Origin of the sequence: Streptomyces sp. DSM 15324 (genome assembly GCF_001514285.1) — a bacterium.
Lineage (GTDB): Bacteria > Actinomycetota > Actinomycetes > Streptomycetales > Streptomycetaceae > Streptomyces.
Window position 1 is genome coordinate 338,352 of sequence record NZ_KQ949031.1, and the last position, 19,833, is coordinate 358,184.

The following is a 19,833-nucleotide window of genomic DNA, read 5'->3' on the forward strand; positions in this document are numbered from 1 at the left end:
GGCCAGCCCCGGGAGCCGGGAGTCCACGCTCGATTCGAGTGTCGTCACGATCGATTCGAGCGTCGCCCCTTGCCGTGGCCGCGTCGACGGCCGTAGATTCAGCACATCCAGTCGTCCGATTCGACCAGGGATGTGCCATGGAACGTGCCCGAATCCGTCAACTCCTCGCCCGCGAGAGCGCGGACGCCGAGCGGCGCAACCCCCGGTCCCGGGACGCCTACGCCCGTGCCGACCATCTCTTCGGCCGGGTGCCGATGACCTGGATGAACAAGACGGCAGGTGCCTTCCCCCGCTACCTGGACTCGGCGCGGGGCGCCCGGATCCGGGACGTCGACGGGCATGAGTACATCGACTTCTGTCTCGGCGACACCGGCGCCATGGCGGGTCACTCGCCGGCCGCCGTCGCCGAGGCCGTGCAGCACCGCTTCGCCGAACTGGGCGGGGCGACCGCGATGCTGCCCACCGAGGACGCCGAATGGGTCGGCGCCGAGCTGACCCGCCGCTTCGGTCCGACCCGCTGGAGCTTCGCGCTCACCGCCACCGACGCCAACCGCTGGGCGATCCGCCTCGCCCGGGCCGTCACCGGCCGGCCGAAGATCCTGGTCAACAGCTACTGCTACCACGGCAGCGTCGACGAGTCCCTGATCGTGACCGGCCCCGACGGTCACGGCGCGCCCCGCCCCGGGAACGTCGGCGCCCCCTGCGACGTCACCCTCACCAGCCGGGTCGCCGAGTTCAACGACCTGGACCACCTGGAGCGCGAACTCGCCCACGGCGACGTGGCCGCCGTCCTCATGGAACCCGCGCTCACCAACATCGGCATCGTGCTGCCCGAGCCCGGCTACCTGGAGGGCGTGCGCGAACTGACCCGCCGGCACGGCACGCTGCTGATCAACGACGAGACGCACACCTTCTCGGCGGGCCCGGGCGGCTGCACCGCCGCCTGGGGTCTGGAGCCCGACGTGCTGACCATCGGCAAGGCCATCGCGGGCGGTATCCCGGCCGGCGCCTACGGCCTCTCGGCGGACCTCGCCGACCGCCTGCTGGGCCGCGCCGATCTGGACCTCGTCGACATGGGCGGGGTCGGCGGCACCCTCGCGGGCAACGCGCTCTCCGTCGCCGCGACCCGCGCCACCCTCGAACACGTCCTGACCGACGACGCGTTCGCCCATATGCACAAGCTGTCCGAACGCTTCGAGGACGGCGTCCGCGCCGGCATCGAGGCCCACGGACTGCCCTGGTCGGTCAGCCGCCTCGGCGCCCGTACCGAGTACCGTTTCACCGACCCCGCGCCCCGTAACGGCACCGAGGCCGCCGCGGCCGGCGACACCGAGCTGGAGGACTTCCTCCACCTCTACCTCGCCAACCGGGGCATCCTCCTCACACCGTTCCACAGCATGGCCCTGATGTGCCCGGACACCACCGAGCAGGACGTCGACACCCACACCGCCCTGTTCGCCGCCGCCCTGGCAGAACTGGCCGACTAGGAGAGGACACATGGACGAGATCGACCGGGCCATCCTGCGCGAGCTCCAGACCGACGGACGCATCGCCTACGCCGATCTCGGCCCCCGGGTCGGACTGTCCGCCTCCGCCGCCCGCCAGCGGCTGCAACGGCTGCTCGACTCCCGTGCCGTGCAGGTCGTCGGCGTCACCGACCCGATGGCCATGGGCGGCCAGGCCATGGCGCTCCTCGGCATCACCGTCGACGGCGATCCGCGCCCGGTCGCCGACGCGCTGTCCGCCCACCCCGAGGTGGTGTACGCGGTGCTCACCTCGGGCGGCTTCGACCTGTTCGCCGAGGTGGTGAGCCCCACCGCGAAGGAGCTGCTCGACTTCGTCAACGACACCGTGCGGCTCATCGAGGGCGTCGGCGGTGTCCAGTCCTTCCCCTACTTCGCCATCCACACCCACCGCTTCCTGTGGGAGGTGGGGTGAGCTGGGGAACCCGGGCCCGGGGGCCGGGCCCGGGGGCCAGGGGCGCCGCGGGACCCGGGAGAACCTCCGACGGGTCTCGAGGGGCCTCGGCCCACCTCGGCGGATCCGCGGGCGAGGACCGCGCCGTAGGGTGGCCGGTATGCGCGTTGACCTCGATCCCGAGTCCCTGGGCGCGGGAGCCTTCTACCGGCTGCTCACGGCCGTCGTCGTCCCCCGTCCGATCGCCTGGGTCTCCACCCTGGCCGCCGACGGCACCACGGCCAACCTGGCCCCGCACTCCTTCTTCACCGTGGCCTGCACCGACCCGCCGATCGTCCAGTTCACCTCCGTCGGCCGCAAGGACACCCTGCGCAACGTTCAGGCCACCGGCGAGTTCGTCGTCAACTTCGCGCCCGAGCCGCTCTTCGAGCAGATCAACGCCACCGCCACGGACTTCCCGGCCGACGAGGGCGAGTTCGAGGCGGTGGGCATCGAGCGGGAGGCCTCGCTGCGGGTGAAGCCACCCCGCGTGGCCGCCTCGCCGGTGGCGCTGGAGTGCCGGCTGCACTCCACCCTCGGCATCGGCGCCTCCACCCTGGTCCTCGGGCAGGTCGTGCACGCAGCCGTACGCGAGGACGTGATCGTGGACGGCCACCCCGACATCCGGCGGCTGAGGCCCCTGTCCCGGCTGGGCCGCAATGAATGGGGCACCCTCGGCGAGATCCGCGACCTCGCCCGCGTCGCCTACCGCGACCGGCCGCCCTCCTGACACCCGCCGCCCTATGATCGGACCATGACGAGAGCGGTGACGGAGCGGGCGGGTGCGGACGGCTCCTGGCGATCGCTGTGGTCGAGGAACTCGGCGCTGTCGGTCGGCTCGGTCGACTCCTTCCTCTCCATCGGCTCCGTGGGCAGCTCCCTGTCCGTCGGCTCGGTCGGCGGCTTCCTGTCCGTGGGTTCCGTCGGCTCCGCCGCGTCCGTCGCCTCCGTGGGCTCCTGGCTCAGCGTCGGCTCGGTGCTCTCCGCCCAGTCGACCGGTGCGGTGCTCGCCTGGCGCACCCGCGCGGGCGGCGGCCGCGCGATCGGCGCCGCCGCGGTCGCCCTCACCGCAGTGGCGGTGCTCTGCGCCTGGCGGGCGGCCCGTCCGGCGAAGTGAGCGCCCGGCGCGCTCCCCGGTGCGCCCCACCGGGCCGGCCTGGCCCCGGCCTCGCGGCCTCAGCCGACCGCGCCGTGGCGCACCCAGTCGCGCGGTGACCGTCCGTAGGCCGCCCGGAACACCCGGCTGAAATGGGCCGGGTTGGCGAAGCCCCAGCGCTGGGCCACCGCCGACACCGTGGGCGCCGCCGCGTCCCGCCGCGCCAGATCCTGGGCGCACCGCTCCAGCCGCAGCCGCCGGACCAGCCGCGCCACGGTGACGCCCTCCTCCTCGAACAGCCGGTGCAGGTAGCGCACGGAGATGTGGTGTGCCGCCGCGATGCTCGCCGGGGACAGTCCGGGGTCCGCGAGATGCCGGTCGATGTGGTCCCGGATCCGGGCGACGAGCGGGTGGTGCGGATCGGCGGGCGTCTGCGCGTCCGTGGCCGTCCGCTCGTCCACCAGCGTGCCGAACAGGTCCACCACACTGGCTGCCAGCCGGGTCGCGACCGCCGGGGAACAGGTCGGGAGGGACGCGGCGAGACCGGTCAGGAAGGACGCCAGCAGCGCCCCGGCGCCCTCCGTGGCCGCGAGCGCGGTCCCGGTGACCTGCCGCAGATCCTCCTCCGGCAGACCGAGCGCCCGCCGGGGCATGTGCAGCACCCGCGTCGAGAACCGCCCCGGATAGTCCAGGGCGTACGGGCGTGACGTGTCGTACACGACGAGGTCCCCCTCGCCCACGCGCGCGTGCCGGCCGTCCTGGACGAGGGTGGCGGTGCCCGCCGTCTGGACGCCGACGGCCACGCAGTCCGCGTCGGCGCGGGCGATCTGGGCGGGCGTACGGCTGGCGCGCTGGGCGTCCGCCTCCACGGTGGAGATCCGCAGCGAGCCGAGCCGCCCGCTGGAGATCCGGCCCGAGAACGGTCCGTCCCCACGGGGGGTGACGTGCATCGGCACCAGCGCCCGGCCCAGCGCGTCGCGCCAGTACGTGAGCCGCTCCCCCTCGGCCACCGCGTCCGTCGTCCACACCAGGCTCACCCGGTTCTCCCCTTCTGCCGTACGAGGCACGGGAGAGCGCGCACCGGCGGCGGCCCGCTCTCCCGCCGTCCTCAGCCAAGCAGCCGGCCGGGACCGCCTCCAGGCAGGAAGCAGGCAGAAACGGCGTGCAGCGGCTGTGCGCGCACGGAACAGACCGGTGCACCGAGGGACAAGACACGGGGGAGCGGCGGCGGCGAGGATGGTCCCACGGCGCGGGGACCTCGCCCGCCGGTGCCGCCCTAGGGTGTGCCGAGGCGGGCGAGGGCGTCGCGGGCCGCCGTCACGCGCTGCGGGTCGGCGTCCGGGCCGAGGGACACACAGCGGGCGAACGCCTCCCGCGCCTCGTCCCGCCGCCCCGCGGACGCCAGGGCGTGACCCAGGTGGACGAGCTGACGGCTCGCCATGGCCGTGTTGCCGCTGCTCCGCCAGATCGCCATGGCGGCACGATGGTGGCCCACCGCCTCCGTCCAGCGCTCCAGCAGGGCGAGGCTGGTGCCCATCCCCGAGTGCATGCCGCCCCGGCCGTACTCGGCGATGTGCGGCGCCAGCCGGTCCCGGACCCGCTCCAGGAACGCCAGCGTCTCCTCGTACACCACCAGGGCCTCCTCGGGCCGCCCCGAGTCCATCAGGATCAGCGCCCGCCCGTGCCGCGCCTGGAGGCTGCCGTGCAGATCGCCCGCGGCCTCGAACAGCGCGACCGCGCGGTGCATGTGCGCGGCGGCCGGGACATGGTCCTCCAGCCGGCGCAACGCCAGCCCCTGATAGGTGTGCCCCCACGCCTCCTGCCGTACGTCACCCGCCCGCCGCGCCGCCTCGAGGGCCTGCGCGGAGCGCTCCAGGCTGTCGTGCGGGCGCGCCTCGCAGGTGAGCAGCGCCCACGCGTGGTAGTTGAGATGCGTCGCCTCCACTACCGGGTCGCCCAGCTCGCGCGCGCTGCGGGCGGCCGCGCCGAAGACCTCCGGCCAGTGTCCCCAGAAGATCCACTGGTCGGAGAACCAGTGCAGCGCCTCCGCCACCTCCACCACGGTCCGGTGCGCCCCGCCGGCCGCCGCCGCGCGCAGGGCCGCCAGCCAGTTCGCGCCCTCGGTCTGCAACCAGGCCCGGGCCCGTGCCGCGCTCGACAGGTCGACCGTCCCGTCGAAGTCGGCGGGCGGCGCACCGTGGTCCGGCTCGAACCACCGCCCGGCCACGACCGTGGTCCCGAGCAGCCAGTCGTACAGCGCCGCACGCGCGCGTACGGCGTCCGCGGCGCTCTCCTCGGCCGCCAGCCGGGCATGCGCGTACAGCCGCAGCAGGTCGTGCAGCCGGTACCGCTCGCCGTGCGCCCCGAGCAGCCCGGTCTCGACCAGCTCCTCCAGGGTGTCCTCGGCGTCGAACAGCGCCTGCCCCGTCAGCCGGGCGGCCCCGGCGGCCCCCGTGTCCGGCCCCGGCACCAGCGCGAGCCGCCGGAACAACCGGGCGGCCGCGGGGGTGAGCTGACGGTACGACAGGTCGAAGGCGGCGGCGACCCGCACGTCCCCCGCGGACAGCGCGTCCAGGCGCCGGTCCTCGGCGGCCAGCCGGTCGGCGAGCCGGCGCACCGTCCAGCCGGTGCGGGTGGCCAGCCAGTTGCCCGCCACCCGCAGCGCCAGCGGCAGACGCCCGCACCGGCCGGCCACGTCGGCGACGGCGTCCGGATCGGCCGCCGCCCGCTCCGCGCCGACCAGCGCCGTGAGGAACGCGGCGGCCTCCGCGGGGCTCAGCTCCCCGAGCGGCAGCCGGTGCACACTGTCCAGCCCGGTCAGCATGCGCCGGCTCGTCACGACCACCATGGCCGCGCCCGCGGCCGGCAGCAGCGGCCGCACCTGGGCCTCGTCGCGCGCGTCGTCCAGGACCAGCAGACAGCGCCGGTCGGCCAGCACCTGCCGGTACAGCGCCGGATGGCCCTGCGGACCGGCCTGGGCCAGCTCCCGGTCGGCCACCCGGAGCGCCTTGAGTACCCGCAGCACCAGCTCCGCGGGGCCGGGCGGCTCGTCGTCGGTGCCGCCCAGATCGACCACCAACTGTCCGTCGGGGAACCGGTCGGCGAGCGCGCGGGCGGCGTGCAGCGCGAGCGTCGTCTTGCCCGCGCCCGGCGGCCCGGACACCGCCACCACCACCGGCTGCACCGCGTCCTGCCGCCCGGCCGCCAGCTCCGCGAGCCGCGCCAACTGCGCCTCGCGGCCCACGAAGTCGTCGACACCGCGGGGGAACGCCTGGACGCCCACCGGGCTGTAACCCGGCGCGCGCCCCGTCCGGGCGGCCGCGAGCAGCCGCTCGCGCAGCGCCTCGTCCAGCCCCAGACCGTCCGCGAGCGCCGCGACCGTACGCCGCTGCGGAGCCGCCCGGCGCCCCCGCTCCAGGTCGCCGATGCCCCGCACACTGACGCCCGACGCCTCCGCCAGACCCTCGATCGTCTGCGAGGCTGCCAGCCTCAACTCCCGCAGCAGTGGCCCGAACGACGCCTGCTCCCCGCTCAATCCCGTCCCTCCCGCCCTCGCCGGGCTGCCCGCACCACCGGCCGTGACCGATCGGATTCTAGGAGAGCGCGGCGTTCGCTGTGCGATCCCGACCGGGATCCGGACAGCGCCGGGCAGGCGCTGGGAGGTGTTGCCGCCCGCACCCCTCACCTGGCGCTGTTTCCACAGGTCGGACGCGTTGTCAGTGGTCGCCGATACGTTCATTGGTGTCGCGCCGCTCGGATGCGGCGAACCCCCTGTGCTGCGCCGCCCCGGCGTGTGCAGCCGTGTGCCGCAAAGGAGATGGTGCGTTGTCGGACCGGGAGAACTGGGAAAGGGCGAGTACGGCCCGGGTGGTGCCGCCCGCCCGTCCGCGCAAGCTCGCCAAGGTCCCCTTCGTCGAACTGGCCGAAGGGCGCCTGCAAGGGGTCGTCTCCAGCGGCTCGGACATCGAGCGCGTCTACGTCTCGTCGATCGCGGCCGGGACCTACGCCTTCGCGTGCAGCACCAACAACAACCGGCCCTGCGGCGGCGCACGCGGCTCGTTCTGCAACCACATCCGTGCCCTGGTCACCGAGGCGGTCCTCCAGTACGGCGGCCCGCGCATCGCCCGCTATCTGCGGGTCGAGCCGACGGGCGGTGAGCCCGACGCCGCCGCCCTCACCGCCGCGATGACCGGCACCCAGCCGCAGCAGGCGGACGGCAAGGCGGCCGCCGCCCCCGTCTTCAGCCGGTTCCTGCGCTACCTCGCCTATCTCGAACAGGCGCCGGTCACCGACCCGTTGCCGGAGATGCACTGGTTCGCCCCGACGCGGGCGGAGGGCACGCGGACGTCCCTCCCCGAGGGTGCCGCGGATCCGGGCGGCGCGGGGGAGCGCCCGGGCGCGGGGGAGTCCACCGGTGCACTCGGTGCCCCGGTGGACGGACTCGAGGAGGCCCTGGCCGCGGTCGACGCCCTCGACCGGTGTCTCGTCGCCGGGCTGCTGCGGCCCGGCTCCGACCAGGCCGCCGGCCTGGCGGAACTCGCCCGCGCGGTCTCCGGCAGCCCGCTGGCCGCCCGGGTCGCCGAGGCCGTCGAGAAGGCCGCCGCGGGAACCGCGGACGAGGACCACCTCCTCGCCCTGGCCGCCGCCCGCTCCGCCCTCCTCGGCGCCGTCCACGACGCGCTCACCGCCCGCGCCGACACCGCCACCGGCCGCACCCGCGCCGACGACGCCCCTGCCGCGGCCGGCGACCCGCAGCAGGCCAACCTGCTCGCCGCCGCCCGGACCTGGCTCGCGGACCTCGCCCGCGCCGGCTGGCAGGGCATCGACCACGAACTCGTCGGCGGTGCCGCCCCGATCGTCTCCGCGATGCTGCCGCGGCCCGAACTGCGCCGGCTCGCCGCCCTGGTCGACGGCTTCGCCGCCGAACTCGCCGCCTCCTGCCCCGGATCAGCCCTGGAGCGCGTCCCGGCCCGCCGCTGGGGCGACCTCTGGGCCCGCGGCCTGCTGCTCACCCGGCCCGGCGCCACCGACCGGCCCACCGCCGGCACCGCCACCGGGCGGCTGCTGCCGCTCGGCATCGACCTGCACGAACACGCGACCGCCGCGCAGGCCCAGGTCCACGCCGTGTTCGAACCCGACGACGGCACCCCGTCCCGGCTGGTCCGCGCGAGCGTCTCGGTGCCCAAGCCGGACAGCGTGGTCGCGGCCGGCGTCTGGCAGCTGCTGCGGCCGCACCTGTCGCTGTTCGCCGCCCTCGGCGAAGACCGGGCGATGCGGCTGGACGCCATGCCCCTCACCGAGGAGGGCGACCTCCTCTGGGACGACGTCCGAGCCCGCCCGGGCGAACCGGCGGACCCCTTCGCCACCGCCCGCGTCGCCCTGCCCATGGCCACCGCGACGGCCACCGCGCCGCTCGACCGGCACCCCGCGCGCCTCGCGGAACCGGTGTTCCTGGAGGGCTACGCCACCCGGTGGGACGGCGACACCCTCGTCCTCACCCACGCGGGCGACGACCTCGTCGTCGACACCGACCGCATCCCGGTCGCGGGCCCGCTGACCCCCGAGGCCGTCGCGGCCTCCGGCGCCTGCATCGGCCTGCTCCGCTGGGACGGCGGCGCCTTCCGGATCCAGCCGCTGGCCGTCGAGACGACGGTGCGCCGCAAGACCGTCGCCCTCCAGGCGGGCGCCTGGGCCGGCGGCACCACCGACCGGACGGGCGTCAAGGCCGAGAAGGCCGCCACCGACGCCGTGACCGTCCTGCGGGAGCGAGCGGGAAGGCTGCTGCGCACATGACCGAACCGACAACCGATCCGACAGCCGATCCGACGCCCGTGCCGCACGACAACCGTCGGCAGGTGCTGTACTGGCGGCTCCTCGCCCGTCTCTTCGACCCGGAGGAGCAGCCCGCCCTGGAGTCGGCGAGCCTGGCCGTCGTCGAGGACATCGGCCTTCCGCCCGCCCTGCTGGACCCGCAGGCCTCGGTCGACTCGATCGTGCAGCGTCATCCGCACCTGGCCGACGCGTTCGACGGCCTGATGGTGCCCGACGACACCGACACCGACACCGACCCGCGGGACGGCGCCGCTGAGGTGCGCCGCGCGGCCCTGGTGTCCAAGGTGCTGCTCAATGTGTTCACCACCGGCAGCGGAGCCGTCAGCGCCGGACAGCTCGCCCGGTGGCAGTCCGACGCCGGCTGGCTCGAGCGCGCCCTGGGCTGCTCACCCGGCGACCTGCGCGGCGGACGCGGCGCGGGCCGGGGCGCGAGCCCCGCCGGGACCGGCGGCCCCGGCACCACCCCCGACCTCGGCAACCTCATCCCGGCGATCGGACCCGAACTGGGCGCCCTGGAGGGAGACCTCGTCCGCCGCATGAAGCTGCGCGAGGTGCTCGCCGACCCCGCGCTCGCCGCCCGCCTCACCCCGAGCATGTCGCTCATCGAGCAACTCCTGCGCGACAAGGACAACCTCTCGGGCGTGGCCCTCGCCAACGCCAAGTCGCTGATCCGCCGCTTCGTCGACGAGGTCGCGGAGGTCCTGCGCACCCAGGTCGAGAAGGCCACCGTCGGCGCGATCGACCGCTCGATCCCGCCGAAGCGCGTCTTCCGCAACCTCGACCTCGACCGCACCATCTGGAAGAACCTCACCAACTACAGCCCCGAGGAGGAGCGGCTCTACGTCGACCGCCTCTACTACCGGCACACCGCCCGCCGGACGACCCCCCAGCGGCTCATCGTGGTCGTCGACCAGTCGGGCTCGATGGTCGACTCGATGGTCAACTGCACGATCCTGGCCTCGATCTTCGCCGGACTGCCGCGAGTGGACGTCCACCTCGTCGCGTACGACACCCGGGCGGTCGACCTCACCCCCTGGGTGCACGACCCCTTCGAGACCCTGCTGCGCACCCAGCTCGGCGGCGGTACCGACGGCACGGTCGCCATGGCCCTGGCCCAGCCGAAGATCGCCGAGCCGCGCAACACCGTCGTCGTGTGGATCTCCGACTTCTACGAATGGCACCACCAGCCGCTGTTCGACAGCATGGCCGCCCTGCACCGCTCCGGGGTCAAGTTCATCCCCGTCGGCTCGGTGACCAGCTCCGGGCGAGGCAGCGTCAACCCCTGGTTCCGGGAGCGCTTCAAGGACCAGGGCACCCCGGTGATCTCGGGCCACATCCGCAAGCTCGTCGACGAACTCAAGACGTTCCTCGCCTGACAGCCCGCCCCCACACTTCCCGTTTCCGAAAGGCACTGTGATGACCGACCTGTTGCGCGCCCCCGCCGAGATCAAGTTCGCCGAGGAACTGGACTGGCTGGAGTCGATCGACGACAACCCCAAGCCGTTCTCCTGGCGGCTGTCGCCGAAGATGATCCGGGTGTTCATCCTGGGCTCCGAGTGCGCCGACGGCCTCGACCGTGAGATCGACCAGAAGTGGTTCGGCGACCGCAGCTTCGTCGAGCGTTCCATCGTGACCCTCGCCTCCGACCGCGGGCTGCTGCTCATCGGCGACCCCGGCACCGGCAAGAGCTGGCTGGCCGAACTGCTGTCGGCGGCCGTCTGCCGCAACTCCACCCAGGTCGTGCAGGGCACGGCGGGCACCACCGAGGACCACATCAAGTACTCGTGGAACGTCTCCATGGTGATCGCCAAGGGCCAGTCGCGCGCCTCGATGATCCCCTCGCCGATCATGACCGCGATGGAGACCGGCACCATCGGCCGCTTCGAGGAACTGACCCGCTCCACCAGCGACGTCCAGGACGCGCTGATCTCGATCCTCTCCGAGAAGTACATCTCCGTCCCCGAACTGGACGGCGCCGACGGCGAGAACATCGTCTTCGCCAAGCCCGGCTTCTCGATCATCGCCACCGCCAACAGCCGCGACCGGGGCGTGAACGACCTGTCCTCCGCGCTCAAGCGCCGCTTCAACTTCGTCCGCATCCCGGTCGTGACGAACAAGAAGAGCGAGGCGGAGATCGTCCGCTTCCGCACCGAGGAACTCCTGCGCCGCCACCGCATCGAACTCGACGTCCCGCCCACCCTGCTGGACGTGCTCCTCCAGAGCTTCGCCGACCTGCGCGCGTCCGCGGCCGCCGCCGGCAGCGACGACGAGAAGCTGGAGTCCGCGCTGTCCACCGCCGAGCAGATCGGTGTCCTGGAGGACGCCATCCTGCACAGCAACTTCTTCGGCGACCGCGCCCTGACCGCCCGTACCCTCGCCTCCTCGCTCGTCGGCTCCCTCGCCCGGCGCGAGCCGGAGGACCTCGCCATCCTCAACAAGTACCTGCACGGTGTCGTCGAGCCGCGCAGCAAGGAAGAGGGCGGCTCCTGGCCGGAGTTCCTCGAGGGCGGCCGCGACGCGATCGCGACCCTGTCATGACCGGCGCGAACGGGAGCGGCACCCCCTTCGAGGCCCTCCGCGGCCGGCTCCACGAGGCCGCCACCGCCTTCGCCGACGGCCCCGGCGCCCTGGAGGGCATCCTGCGGGGCATCGTCGACGACGTCGAGCGCGCGGTGCGCGAACCGCTGGAGATCTTCCCGGTCTGCCACCACTCACCGGCCTCGGCGATCGCCATGGCCCGCCGGCTGCGCGAGAAGCAGCCGAAGGTGGTCTACCTGGAGCTGTGCGAGGACATGGCCCCCCTCCTCACCGAGCTGCGCAACTGCCGCCTCCCGGTGGCCGTCCAGGCGTTCGCGTCCGAGGTGGAGGGCTTCCCCGCCGACTGGTCCCCGCTGTCGGTCGTCGCCCCGATCACCGAGGCCTCCGCCGAGTACCAGGCCATCGCCTACGCCCTGGACACCCCCGGCGTCGAACTGGTCCTGGTCGACCGCTCCTCGGACCATGTGTTCCAGTGGGAGCGGGACGCCGGCACGCACGAGCCGACCCCGGCGGACCCGGCGGCCGCCCCCGACCCCGACGCCCCGGCGGCGGGCGAGGAGAGCGCCCTGCACGGCGACGCCGTCGGCGTGGAGATCGGCGACCTGCGCCCGCGCTTCGCCGAACTGGAGGAACACCTCCTGCGCCACGGCCGGGTCCGGCACTGGTCCGAGTGGTGGCACCAGTACGTCGAACTGCCCCTCGGCGACAGCGACCACGACACCTACCGCCAGGTGATGCTGCTCATCGGCAGCCTCTTCCGCCGTCTCGCACCCGGGGAGGAGCACAAGGCCCGCGTCGACGAGGACCGCGAGCGGTACATGTGGACGCGGATGCGGCAACACCTCGCCGCCACCGGCACCGACCCCGCCGACTGCCTGTACGTCTGCGGAGCCTTCCACGCGGTCAGCCGGGTCGAGGAGTTCGGTGTGCACGGCGGCGACACCTTCAGCATCAGTCCGCCCAGCGGCACCACCTGGCGCCACGGGCTGATCCCGTCCAGCCACGCCGCGATCGAGGCCCAGTTCGGGCTGGCCGCCGGCTCGGTCTCCATCGCCGCCACGGAATGGGCCAAGAACCTCAAGCGCACCCGGGTGAAGCCCTACCGGCTCGCGGGCCAGGCGGGCAGCAAGCCGAAGAAGAGCCTCCCCGCGCCCGCTGCCCCGCCGGCCGCCGCCCCGGCCGTACCCGCCGACAGGCTCACCGGGTTCCTGCGCCGGCCGCCCGTCCTCGACACCCTCGACGAGGCCGAACTGCTCGGCTGGTCGGTGGAGATCGTGCGCGCCGCCCGCCGGGGCGGCTACCTCGCCTCCACCGCCGACGCCATCGCCGTCTTCGAGACGTCGATCCTGCTGGCCGGCATGCGCGACCGCGCCAAGCCGACGCCGTATGACTTCCAGGACGCGGCCGTCACCTGCATCGAGAAGGACCGGGTACCGGGCCGGCGGGACGTCGGCCGGCTCGTCGAGATCATGATGGGCGGCGACCGGGTCGGTCAGGTCGGCTACGACGCGCTGCCGCCGCTGGCCCGGGACGTCCACGACCGGCTCGCCCCGCTGAACCTGCGGCTCCAGCAGCGCGGCGTGCAGCGCGCCCTGCTGGACATCGCCGCCCGGCCCGAACTGGGGCACTGCTCCGACGTGCTGTGGATGCTGCGCCGGCTGCTGCCCGAGGGCGCCGCCCGCCCCGTCATGGGCGACCGCAGTCTCGGCCAGCGCCCCATCCAGGAGTCCTGGGACCTCGCCCTGGGCACCCACCAGCGGTCGCTCATCGAACTCGGCTACGAGGGCGTCAGCATCGAGCAGGTCCTGGAGCAGCGGCTGCGCCGCACCGCGTACGCCCCGCAGGCCACGGCGGCGACCGTCCTCGCGGCGGTCGAGGACGCGATCGTGTACCTGCGCAGCCGACGGCTCGCCGACGAGCTGGGCACCCGCGCGCTGGAGGTCCTCGCGGCCGAACGCAGCGTCGACGGCGCCCCGGAGGTGCTGGGCCGCGTCCGCCGGCTGCTGGGGTACTACCGCACCGCCGAACCGGTCCTGCCGTCCTGGCTCGAGTCCTTCGTCACGACCGGGTACGCGCACTACTGCACACTGCTGCCGACCGCGTTCGCCGACGAGGACGCGACCGTCCGGCAGGTCGCCGCGATGCTGGGCTTCCTGTTCAGCATGGAGAGCCTCGCCCTCTCGCTGGGCTGCGACCGCACCCAGCTCGAACTGGCCCTGGCCCAGTCCCACCCGGCCGAGCCCGCGCGCACCGCCCTGCTGTGGGCGGCCCAGACCCACCTGGGCACCCTGCCCAGGGCGGCGCTGCGGGAGCGCTGCGACGAGCTGCTCGCCAACCCGCTGGTCGTCCCGGCCTACCCCCGCTACCTGAGCGGATTCGTGCACGCCCTCGAACCCGTTCCGGCCCTGGCCGCCTTCGTCGTCGAGGCCGTGTCCAACGCCTTCGCCCGGCTCCCCGACCGGGTCCTGCTGCCCTGGCTGCCGACCCTGATCACCACCTTGCGCGCGGGCGGCACCGAACTGGCCCCGCTGATCGTCCGCGAGGCCGGCCGCGTGTTCCCGGCGCGCCTCGCGGAGCTGGACAGCTGGGTCCCGCCGTGGCGGCTCCCGGAGGCTCCGCCGCTCGCCCTGCCCTCCGCGCCCGCCGGCGGCGGCGCGGCACTCCTCGCCGCCCACCCCGGGACCTGCGACGCGCTGGCCGCCCTGCTGGGCTGCGAGGGCGCCTGGGAGACGGCGGAACCGGGTGGCGCGCTCCTGCTCACGAAGCACCCGGGAACCGCGCGGGCCCTTGAGGCCCTGCTGGGCGTCATCTGACCGGCAGCGCCGCGACCGGCGCGCGCATGGCGTCCACGCCCGGCGCCGGGTCGGCGGCGGCGTGCTGCACCAGCTCCTCGTCGTCGAGCAACTCGGCGAGCCGGGCCGCGGGAAGGTTCGGGTGCCGGACGCGCGCGGCCCGCACACCGGGATCCGGGTCCCGGGTGAGCCGGTCCACGACCTCCGCCGGCGTCCCGGGATCACGGGCGGCCGGGGCGCCTACCGCCGCGTCCGCCGGCAGCCCGAGCAGGACGTCCTCATGCGGTGACTTCCGCCTCGTAACAGCGCATGGGCCCCCCGCGTGAGCAGGGGGCCCATGACCTCGATCCGGTGCTAGCGGCGGTGCCTGCCGATCGTCACGGAGCCGGGCTTCACCCGCGCCCCCGTGTCGACGATCACCTTGCCGTCCGACTTCTTCCAGATTCTGATCGCGAAGGTGTCGGGGTGGTCGGTGGCCGTGACCCGGAAGCCGTAGCCCTTCTTGCCGGCCAGCGTGCCGGAGCCCTCGACGACGGCCTTGGAGCCGCTGACGACCAGCCAGTCCAGCCCCGTGGACCGGAACTTCACCCGGGCGGGTCCGGAGACGTAGCTGACCTGGCCGAGCGGGGTGGTGGCCTGCGGGAGGTAGCGGGCGGCGACGATGAAGAAGCTCCGGGTGCCGACGGCGCCCGCGCCCACCACCGGACCGGCCGAGCGGTCGTACACGACGATCTCGGGGAGCGTACGCCCGGCCGACGCGCCGTCGTCGTCGGTGACCGTGACCACCGGCCGGCGGATGCCCGCCGAGGTGTAGGTGTGCTCCGCGATGCAGCCGGACGAGCTGACCTTGCCCGCGGCCGGCCTGGTGCCGTCCTTCCAGTCGACCGTGCAGGTGTGGGTGTCGGCGGTGCCCGGGTCGGTGAAGGAGACCGCGACGGTCGTCCGGCGGCCGACCGGGGCCGGGGCCCTCGGACCGGTGGCGGAGGTGAGGACCGGTGCCGCGTTCCCGACCGTCACCACGGCCGTGTCGGTGCTGCGCCCACTGGTCAGGGTGAGGGTGAAGGTGCCGTTGTCGGTGCAGGTGACCGTGGTCCGGGCCGCACCCGGGTCGGCGATCGTGCAGGGCGCGCCCTGGGCGAGGGTCCACTTCGGGGTGCCCGCGCCGGAGTGCGTGCCGTTCAGGGCGATCGCCGAGCCCTCCGTGCCGGTGGCGTCGGGACCGGCGTGCACGACGGCGACCGGGTCGATGCTCGTGAGCGTGGGCACGACCTTCTCGATCAGACCGTCCGCGTCGAACTCCATCTTGTCGATGGTGGTCTCACGGTGGGTGCCGTCACCACCCGGGATCGCGAACCGGTGGTAGGCGATGTACCAGTCGTCCGTGCCCGGGACCTGGACGACCGAGTGGTGGCCGGTGCCCAGGATGCCCTGCGAGGCGTCCTTCTCCAGGATCACGCCCCGCTTGGTCCAGGGGCCGGTGGGAGAGGAGCCGGTGGCGTAGGCGACGCGGTAGTTCTCGTCGCGGGTGTCGTTCTCCGACCACATGAAGTAGTAGGTGCCCTTGCGCTTCACCACGAACGAGCCCTCGTTGTAGCCGCTCGGGGTGATGTCCTTGATCTGCGCGGTGTCGATCGAGGTCATGTCGGCGTTCAGCGGCGCCACGTAGGCGTGGCCGTTGCCCCAGTAGAGGTACGACCGGCCGTCGTCGTCGGTGAACACGGCAGGGTCGATCATCTGACCGCTCAGCTGGCCCGCCTTGAGCAGCGGTGCGCCGAGGGCGTCCTTGAAGGGACCGGTGGGCGAGTCGGAGACGGCCACGCCGATGTTCGCGTCGGCGCAGAAGTAGAAGTAGTACTTCCCGTCCTTCTCGGCGATCGTCGGCGCCCAGGCCCTGCTGTCCGCCCAGCTCACGTCCGGGCCCAGGTCGAGGATGACGCCGTGGTCCGTCCAGTGCACCAGGTCGGTCGAGGAGTACGCCTTGAACTGCGTACCGCTCCAGCCGTCGAAGCCGTCGGTCGTCGGGTACAGGTAGAAGGTGTCGCCGAAGCGGACGATGTTCGGGTCGGCGTTGAGCCCCGGCAGCACCGGGCTCTTCATCTCGAGCGCCGAGACCGTCCAGGTGCGCTTCCTGCCGTCGGAGCCCGTGACCTCGTACGTCACCGGCTTGGTGAAGTCCTGCACACTGCCCGAGGCGGGGCTGACGGCCGCGCCGTGGGCGAGGGTGAACTCCGGTGCCAGCGCGGTGAGGTCGGTGCCCTCCTTGACCGGCAGGGTGATGCGGCTCCTGCCGTTGTCGATCAGGGCGTCGACCCTGAGCGCCGGGTGGGTGGCGCGCGCGATGCCCGTGGTGTTGCCGCTGAGCTCCATCACCTCGGCCGCCGACAGCGCGCGGTCGTAGATGCGGAAGTCGTCGACCTCACCGCCGAAGTACGGGTCGGCCGCGTACAGGGAGCGTCCGATGTAGCCGCTGTAGTCCTTGCCGGCGTCGTACAGCTCGGAGGGCTTGATGGTGACGCCGGTCGCCCGGGCCGCCTCGATGCCGTCCACGTAGAGGACCAGCGTGCCGGTCGAGCCTTCGAGGGTGACGGTGACGTGCCGCCACTCGCCGGCGGTGAGCTGCGAGCCCGCCGTCAGCTTGGACTCAGCCGACCAACTCGCCTTGGTGATGGCCGAGTACAGCTTCGAGGAGCCGTTGGAGGGGCTCGCGAAGAGGTACTTGTTGCTGTCCGGACCGAGCCCGAACAGCCACTGCCAGCTGCTGCCGCCCTTCCACTTCGCGTACGTCGAGACGGTCACGCTGCCGGCGTTCTTCAGCACGCCGCCGGGGATCTTCACATACGGTGAGTCGCTCGCGCCGGACATGCTGAACGAGCCGCCGCTCACGCCGGTGCCGAAGGCGGGCGTACGGACGTAGGTGCCGTGGTAGCCGTGGCCGCTGGAGTCGACGGCGATGTTGCCGGACGTCTCGTCGAAGCGGTAGTGCAACAGCAGGTCGGCGGGCACGTCGGCGCCGGCCGCGGAGACCGTCACCTTCGCCTGTACGGGGATCGCGGTGCCGTCGGGCAGGCTGCCCGTCACCGTGAACTCACCGGGCTGCGCGTACGCCGACGCCGGGACGTCGTCCCAGTGCACGGCCACCGGCCGCTCGACCCCGTCGGAGTAGGTGGCGATCACCGTCGCGGGCAGCACCGGCGCCTCGCCGGTGCGCGTCTTGACCGTGACGTCCTCGACGCCGGTGACGAGCTGGTCCGGCTGGTAGGCGGTGAGCAGCCGGTCGTACTCGGCCTGGGTGACCGGCAGGACCGTGCCGTGGCGGGGCCGCGAGGGCAGGTCGTAGTCGGCGACCGGCGTCCACGTGCCGGAGGCGAGGTCGGTGGTCTCGAAGGGGATGTAGCCGCGCCCGCCGAACTCGTCGAGGAAGGCGTACCACTTGTCCTCGGTGTTCGACTTGAACACCAGCGGGCCCTCGGCCGCGTTCATCGCGCCCTTGCCGATGCCCTCGGCGACCGCGTCCCAGGACAGGTTCAGCAGCGAGTCGCTCTTCTCCTCGAAGATGAACTTGCTGTTGGGCGTGGAGGAGGTGTTGTTGCGCTCGTCCTTCGACAGCCGGAAGTAGGTGCCGTCGTGCTGGATGACCGTGGAGTCGATGACGGAGTAGCCGCGGTCGATCCAGACCTTGGGCTGGCTGAAGGTGTAGAAGTCGCGGGTGGTGGCGTACATCATCCGGTTGTAGGTGTCGCCGGAGTGCGCGGCGTTGTCGTACAGCTTCGACGCCCAGAAGACGACGTACTCGCCGAGGGTGCTGTCGTAGTACGCCTCGGGCGCCCAGGTGTTGCCCGCGCTGTCCGGGGAGACCTTCACCAGGCGCTGGTTCGTCCAGTGCACGAGGTCGGTGGACTCCCAGACCATGATGGACTTGCTGCCGGTGCGCTGGGCGGCGTCCCAGTCGCCGTTGCCGTAGATCCTGAGGTCGGTGGCGATCTGGTAGAACTTGTCGCCCTCGGGGGAGCGGATGATGAACGGGTCGCGCAGGCCCTGCTCGCCGAGTGTGGAGGTCAGCACGGGCTGGCCGTCGTTGAGCTCACGCCAGTGCAGCGGGTCGTCGCCCTTGCTGAGCGCGGCGTAGAGCTGCTCGCCGTTCGCGGTGCCCTCGCCCGTGAAGTAGCTGAACATGTAGCCCTTGAGGGCTTCCTTCGCGGGGAGTTCGGGGACCTTCGCGGTGAACACCCGGGTCGCCTTCGCGTCGCCCTTGGTGACCGTCGCGGTGAGCTCGACCGTGGTGGCGCCCGCGCCGTGCGCGGGGCGGTGGACCACACCGGCGGCCGAGACGACGTCCGGGTCGGCGGAGGACCAGGAGACGTCCGTGCCGTAGGTGCCGGAGGTCGGCAGGGTGAGGTTGCCGCGTACGTCGTCGAGGTTGTGGACGGTCAGCGCCTCGGCGGCCTGCTCGGTCGCGGTCCGGTCGTCGAATGCCGAGAGGACCGTGATGTCGAACGTCCTGGTCGCGGTGACGGTGCCCTTCCGCAGGGTCGCGGTGAGGGTGGCGTGTCCGTCGGGCCGGCCCGCGGCGGGCCGGGTCACCTTGCCGGCGTCCGTCACCACGTCCGCGTTGTCGCTGGCCCAGGTGATGGTGGAGCCGCCGGCGGTACCGGTCTTCGGCAGCGTCAGGTCGGCGGTGACCGCGCTGGTGTCGCCCAGGTCGAGGGCGGCCTTGTCGTCCTCGACGCCCTGGGTGGCGAGGGGCAGCGCGAGCTGCTCGACCTCGGACGCGGCCAGGGCGCGGTCGTAGATGCGGAAGTCGCGCATGCTGCCCTTGAACAGTCTGTCGCCCGAGTAGACAGACTTGCCCACGTAGTTGGCGGTGGTCGTGCCGGAGCCGATCGCGCCCGGGGTGATGGTCACCGAGGTGTTGCGGGCGATCTCGACGCCGTCCTCGTACAGGACCGCGGTGGTGCCCGTCTGGGTGTAGGTGAGGTTCTTCCACACCGAGCGGGTGAGATTGCGGGAGTCGGAGGGCTTGGTGTTCTGTTCCGTCGACCAGTTGCCGGTGGCGATCGAGGTGCGCAGGGAGTTGCCGGTGGCGAAGAGGTAGCCGTTGCCGGTGCCGCCGCTGGTGTTGCCGAACCCGTAGAGGAAGTAGGGCGTGGCCTGGGTGGCGTCGAGCTTCACGTCGAAGGCGACGCTGATCGACGTCATCCCCTTCATCACGTCGTTGGGCACCTTGACGTAGGTGTCCGAGCCGTTGAAGCCGAGCCCCTGGCCGGACCAGTCGGCGGTGCCGTTGAGCGTGCCGTCCAGGCCGTGGCCGGAGGCGTCGGGCACGGTCGTGCCGGAGGCGCCGTCGAGCTTGTACCAGAGGGCGAGGCCATCGGTGAGGTCGCCTGCGGCCTGGGCCGGTGCGGCCGCCGCGGTGAGGCCCATGAGCAGCGAAACGGCGGTCACGGCGGCCAGTTGGCCCGCCCCGCGTCTCGCACGGAAGCGGAAGCGTTTTCTCTGCGTCATAGGAGACCGCCGTTTCAGCCGTGTGACGTGATGTTGCGAGAGTGTCAAACGGTGTACATGGCCGCGTCAAGACTTCTCGAACAATGTCCGACAGGTCGAACGAAAACGTCATGCGTC

At 73.0% G+C, this 19,833-nt stretch carries 12 protein-coding genes and 1 pseudogene; 9 read left to right on the forward strand and 4 right to left on the reverse strand.

All coding sequences use genetic code 11. From position 1 onward, the window contains the following. The first annotated feature begins 137 nt into the window (after positions 1-137). The 4 genes from AQJ58_RS27645 (at position 138) to AQJ58_RS27660 (ending at position 3,073) form a co-directional block, all read left to right on the forward strand. Positions 138-1,487 carry a transaminase gene (locus AQJ58_RS27645; RefSeq protein WP_067254956.1) on the forward strand — a complete coding sequence of 450 codons (1,350 nt, stop codon included), beginning with the start codon at positions 138-140 and terminating at the stop codon, positions 1,485-1,487. Positions 1,488-1,497: 10 nt separating this feature from the next. Continuing rightward, positions 1,498-1,938, forward strand: a complete 441-nt coding sequence (locus tag AQJ58_RS27650) for an Lrp/AsnC family transcriptional regulator (protein ID WP_067254959.1) — start codon at positions 1,498-1,500, stop codon at positions 1,936-1,938. 139 nt (positions 1,939-2,077) lie between these two features. Further along, positions 2,078-2,686, forward strand: coding sequence for a flavin reductase family protein (locus AQJ58_RS27655; RefSeq protein ID WP_067254962.1), 609 nt, complete (start codon positions 2,078-2,080; stop codon positions 2,684-2,686). A gap of 24 nt (positions 2,687-2,710) precedes the next feature. Further along, positions 2,711-3,073, forward strand: a complete 363-nt coding sequence (locus AQJ58_RS27660; RefSeq protein ID WP_067254965.1) for a hypothetical protein — start codon at positions 2,711-2,713, stop codon at positions 3,071-3,073. A gap of 59 nt (positions 3,074-3,132) precedes the next feature. On the opposite strand, the gene AQJ58_RS27665 is transcribed toward AQJ58_RS27660, so the two are convergent. Together AQJ58_RS27665 and AQJ58_RS27670 are read right to left on the reverse strand one after the other, a co-directional pair. Further along, complete coding sequence (locus AQJ58_RS27665; RefSeq protein ID WP_067254968.1) at positions 3,133-4,089, reverse strand: AraC-like ligand-binding domain-containing protein; 957 nt, start codon at positions 4,087-4,089, stop codon at positions 3,133-3,135. Positions 4,090-4,328: 239 nt separating this feature from the next. Further along, the gene (locus AQJ58_RS27670; protein ID WP_067254971.1) at positions 4,329-6,587 is read right to left on the reverse strand and encodes an ATP-binding protein; all 2,259 of its coding nucleotides are present in this window, start codon (positions 6,585-6,587) and stop codon (positions 4,329-4,331) included. A 266-nt stretch (positions 6,588-6,853) separates the two neighbouring features. Here AQJ58_RS27670 and AQJ58_RS44855 point away from each other — a divergent pair. The 5 genes and pseudogenes from AQJ58_RS44855 to AQJ58_RS27690 all read left to right on the forward strand — a co-directional run. Then, positions 6,854-7,384, forward strand: a pseudogene (locus AQJ58_RS44855) (hypothetical protein); the annotation flags it as partial. Beyond that, on the forward strand, positions 7,358-8,845 hold the full coding sequence (locus tag AQJ58_RS27675) for a hypothetical protein (RefSeq protein WP_420712189.1): 1,488 nt from the start codon (positions 7,358-7,360) through the stop codon (positions 8,843-8,845). The pseudogene AQJ58_RS44855 and the gene AQJ58_RS27675, both read left to right, overlap by 27 nt. After that, a complete protein-coding gene (locus AQJ58_RS27680) occupies positions 8,842-10,260 on the forward strand; it encodes a VWA domain-containing protein (RefSeq protein WP_067254973.1) in 1,419 nt (472 codons plus the stop codon). The genes AQJ58_RS27675 and AQJ58_RS27680 overlap by 4 nt, the downstream gene beginning before the upstream one ends. Positions 10,261-10,300: 40 nt before the next feature. Continuing rightward, complete coding sequence (locus AQJ58_RS27685; protein ID WP_067254975.1) at positions 10,301-11,422, forward strand: ATP-binding protein; 1,122 nt, start codon at positions 10,301-10,303, stop codon at positions 11,420-11,422. After that, complete coding sequence (locus tag AQJ58_RS27690; protein WP_067254978.1) at positions 11,419-14,235, forward strand: DUF5682 family protein; 2,817 nt, start codon at positions 11,419-11,421, stop codon at positions 14,233-14,235. The genes AQJ58_RS27685 and AQJ58_RS27690 overlap by 4 nt, the downstream gene beginning before the upstream one ends. Here AQJ58_RS27690 and AQJ58_RS41610 read toward each other — a convergent pair. Both AQJ58_RS41610 and AQJ58_RS27695 read right to left on the reverse strand, forming a co-directional pair. Beyond that, positions 14,228-14,413 carry a hypothetical protein gene (locus AQJ58_RS41610; RefSeq protein ID WP_199844692.1) on the reverse strand — a complete coding sequence of 62 codons (186 nt, stop codon included), beginning with the start codon at positions 14,411-14,413 and terminating at the stop codon, positions 14,228-14,230. The two genes, AQJ58_RS27690 and AQJ58_RS41610, sit on opposite strands and share 8 nt — an antisense overlap. Before the next feature lie 155 nt (positions 14,414-14,568). Continuing rightward, positions 14,569-19,716, reverse strand: coding sequence for a family 43 glycosylhydrolase (locus AQJ58_RS27695; protein ID WP_067254981.1), 5,148 nt, complete (start codon positions 19,714-19,716; stop codon positions 14,569-14,571). Positions 19,717-19,833: the final 117 nt, after the last annotated feature.

What these genes read in the sequence shown, in the direction of transcription:
- AQJ58_RS27645 (WP_067254956.1), top strand. Translation starts at nt 138, where the DNA reads ATGGAACGTGCCCGAATCCGTCAACTCCTCGCCCGCGAGAGCGCGGAC.
- AQJ58_RS27650 (WP_067254959.1), top strand. Translation starts at nt 1,498, where the DNA reads ATGGACGAGATCGACCGGGCCATCCTGCGCGAGCTCCAGACCGACGGA.
- AQJ58_RS27655 (WP_067254962.1), top strand. Translation starts at nt 2,078, where the DNA reads ATGCGCGTTGACCTCGATCCCGAGTCCCTGGGCGCGGGAGCCTTCTAC.
- AQJ58_RS27660 (WP_067254965.1), top strand. Translation starts at nt 2,711, where the DNA reads ATGACGAGAGCGGTGACGGAGCGGGCGGGTGCGGACGGCTCCTGGCGA.
- AQJ58_RS27675 (WP_420712189.1), top strand. Translation starts at nt 7,358, where the DNA reads ATGCACTGGTTCGCCCCGACGCGGGCGGAGGGCACGCGGACGTCCCTC.
- AQJ58_RS27680 (WP_067254973.1), top strand. Translation starts at nt 8,842, where the DNA reads ATGACCGAACCGACAACCGATCCGACAGCCGATCCGACGCCCGTGCCG.
- AQJ58_RS27685 (WP_067254975.1), top strand. Translation starts at nt 10,301, where the DNA reads ATGACCGACCTGTTGCGCGCCCCCGCCGAGATCAAGTTCGCCGAGGAA.
- AQJ58_RS27690 (WP_067254978.1), top strand. Translation starts at nt 11,419, where the DNA reads ATGACCGGCGCGAACGGGAGCGGCACCCCCTTCGAGGCCCTCCGCGGC.
- AQJ58_RS27695 (WP_067254981.1), bottom strand. Translation starts at nt 19,716, where the DNA reads ATGACGCAGAGAAAACGCTTCCGCTTCCGTGCGAGACGCGGGGCGGGC.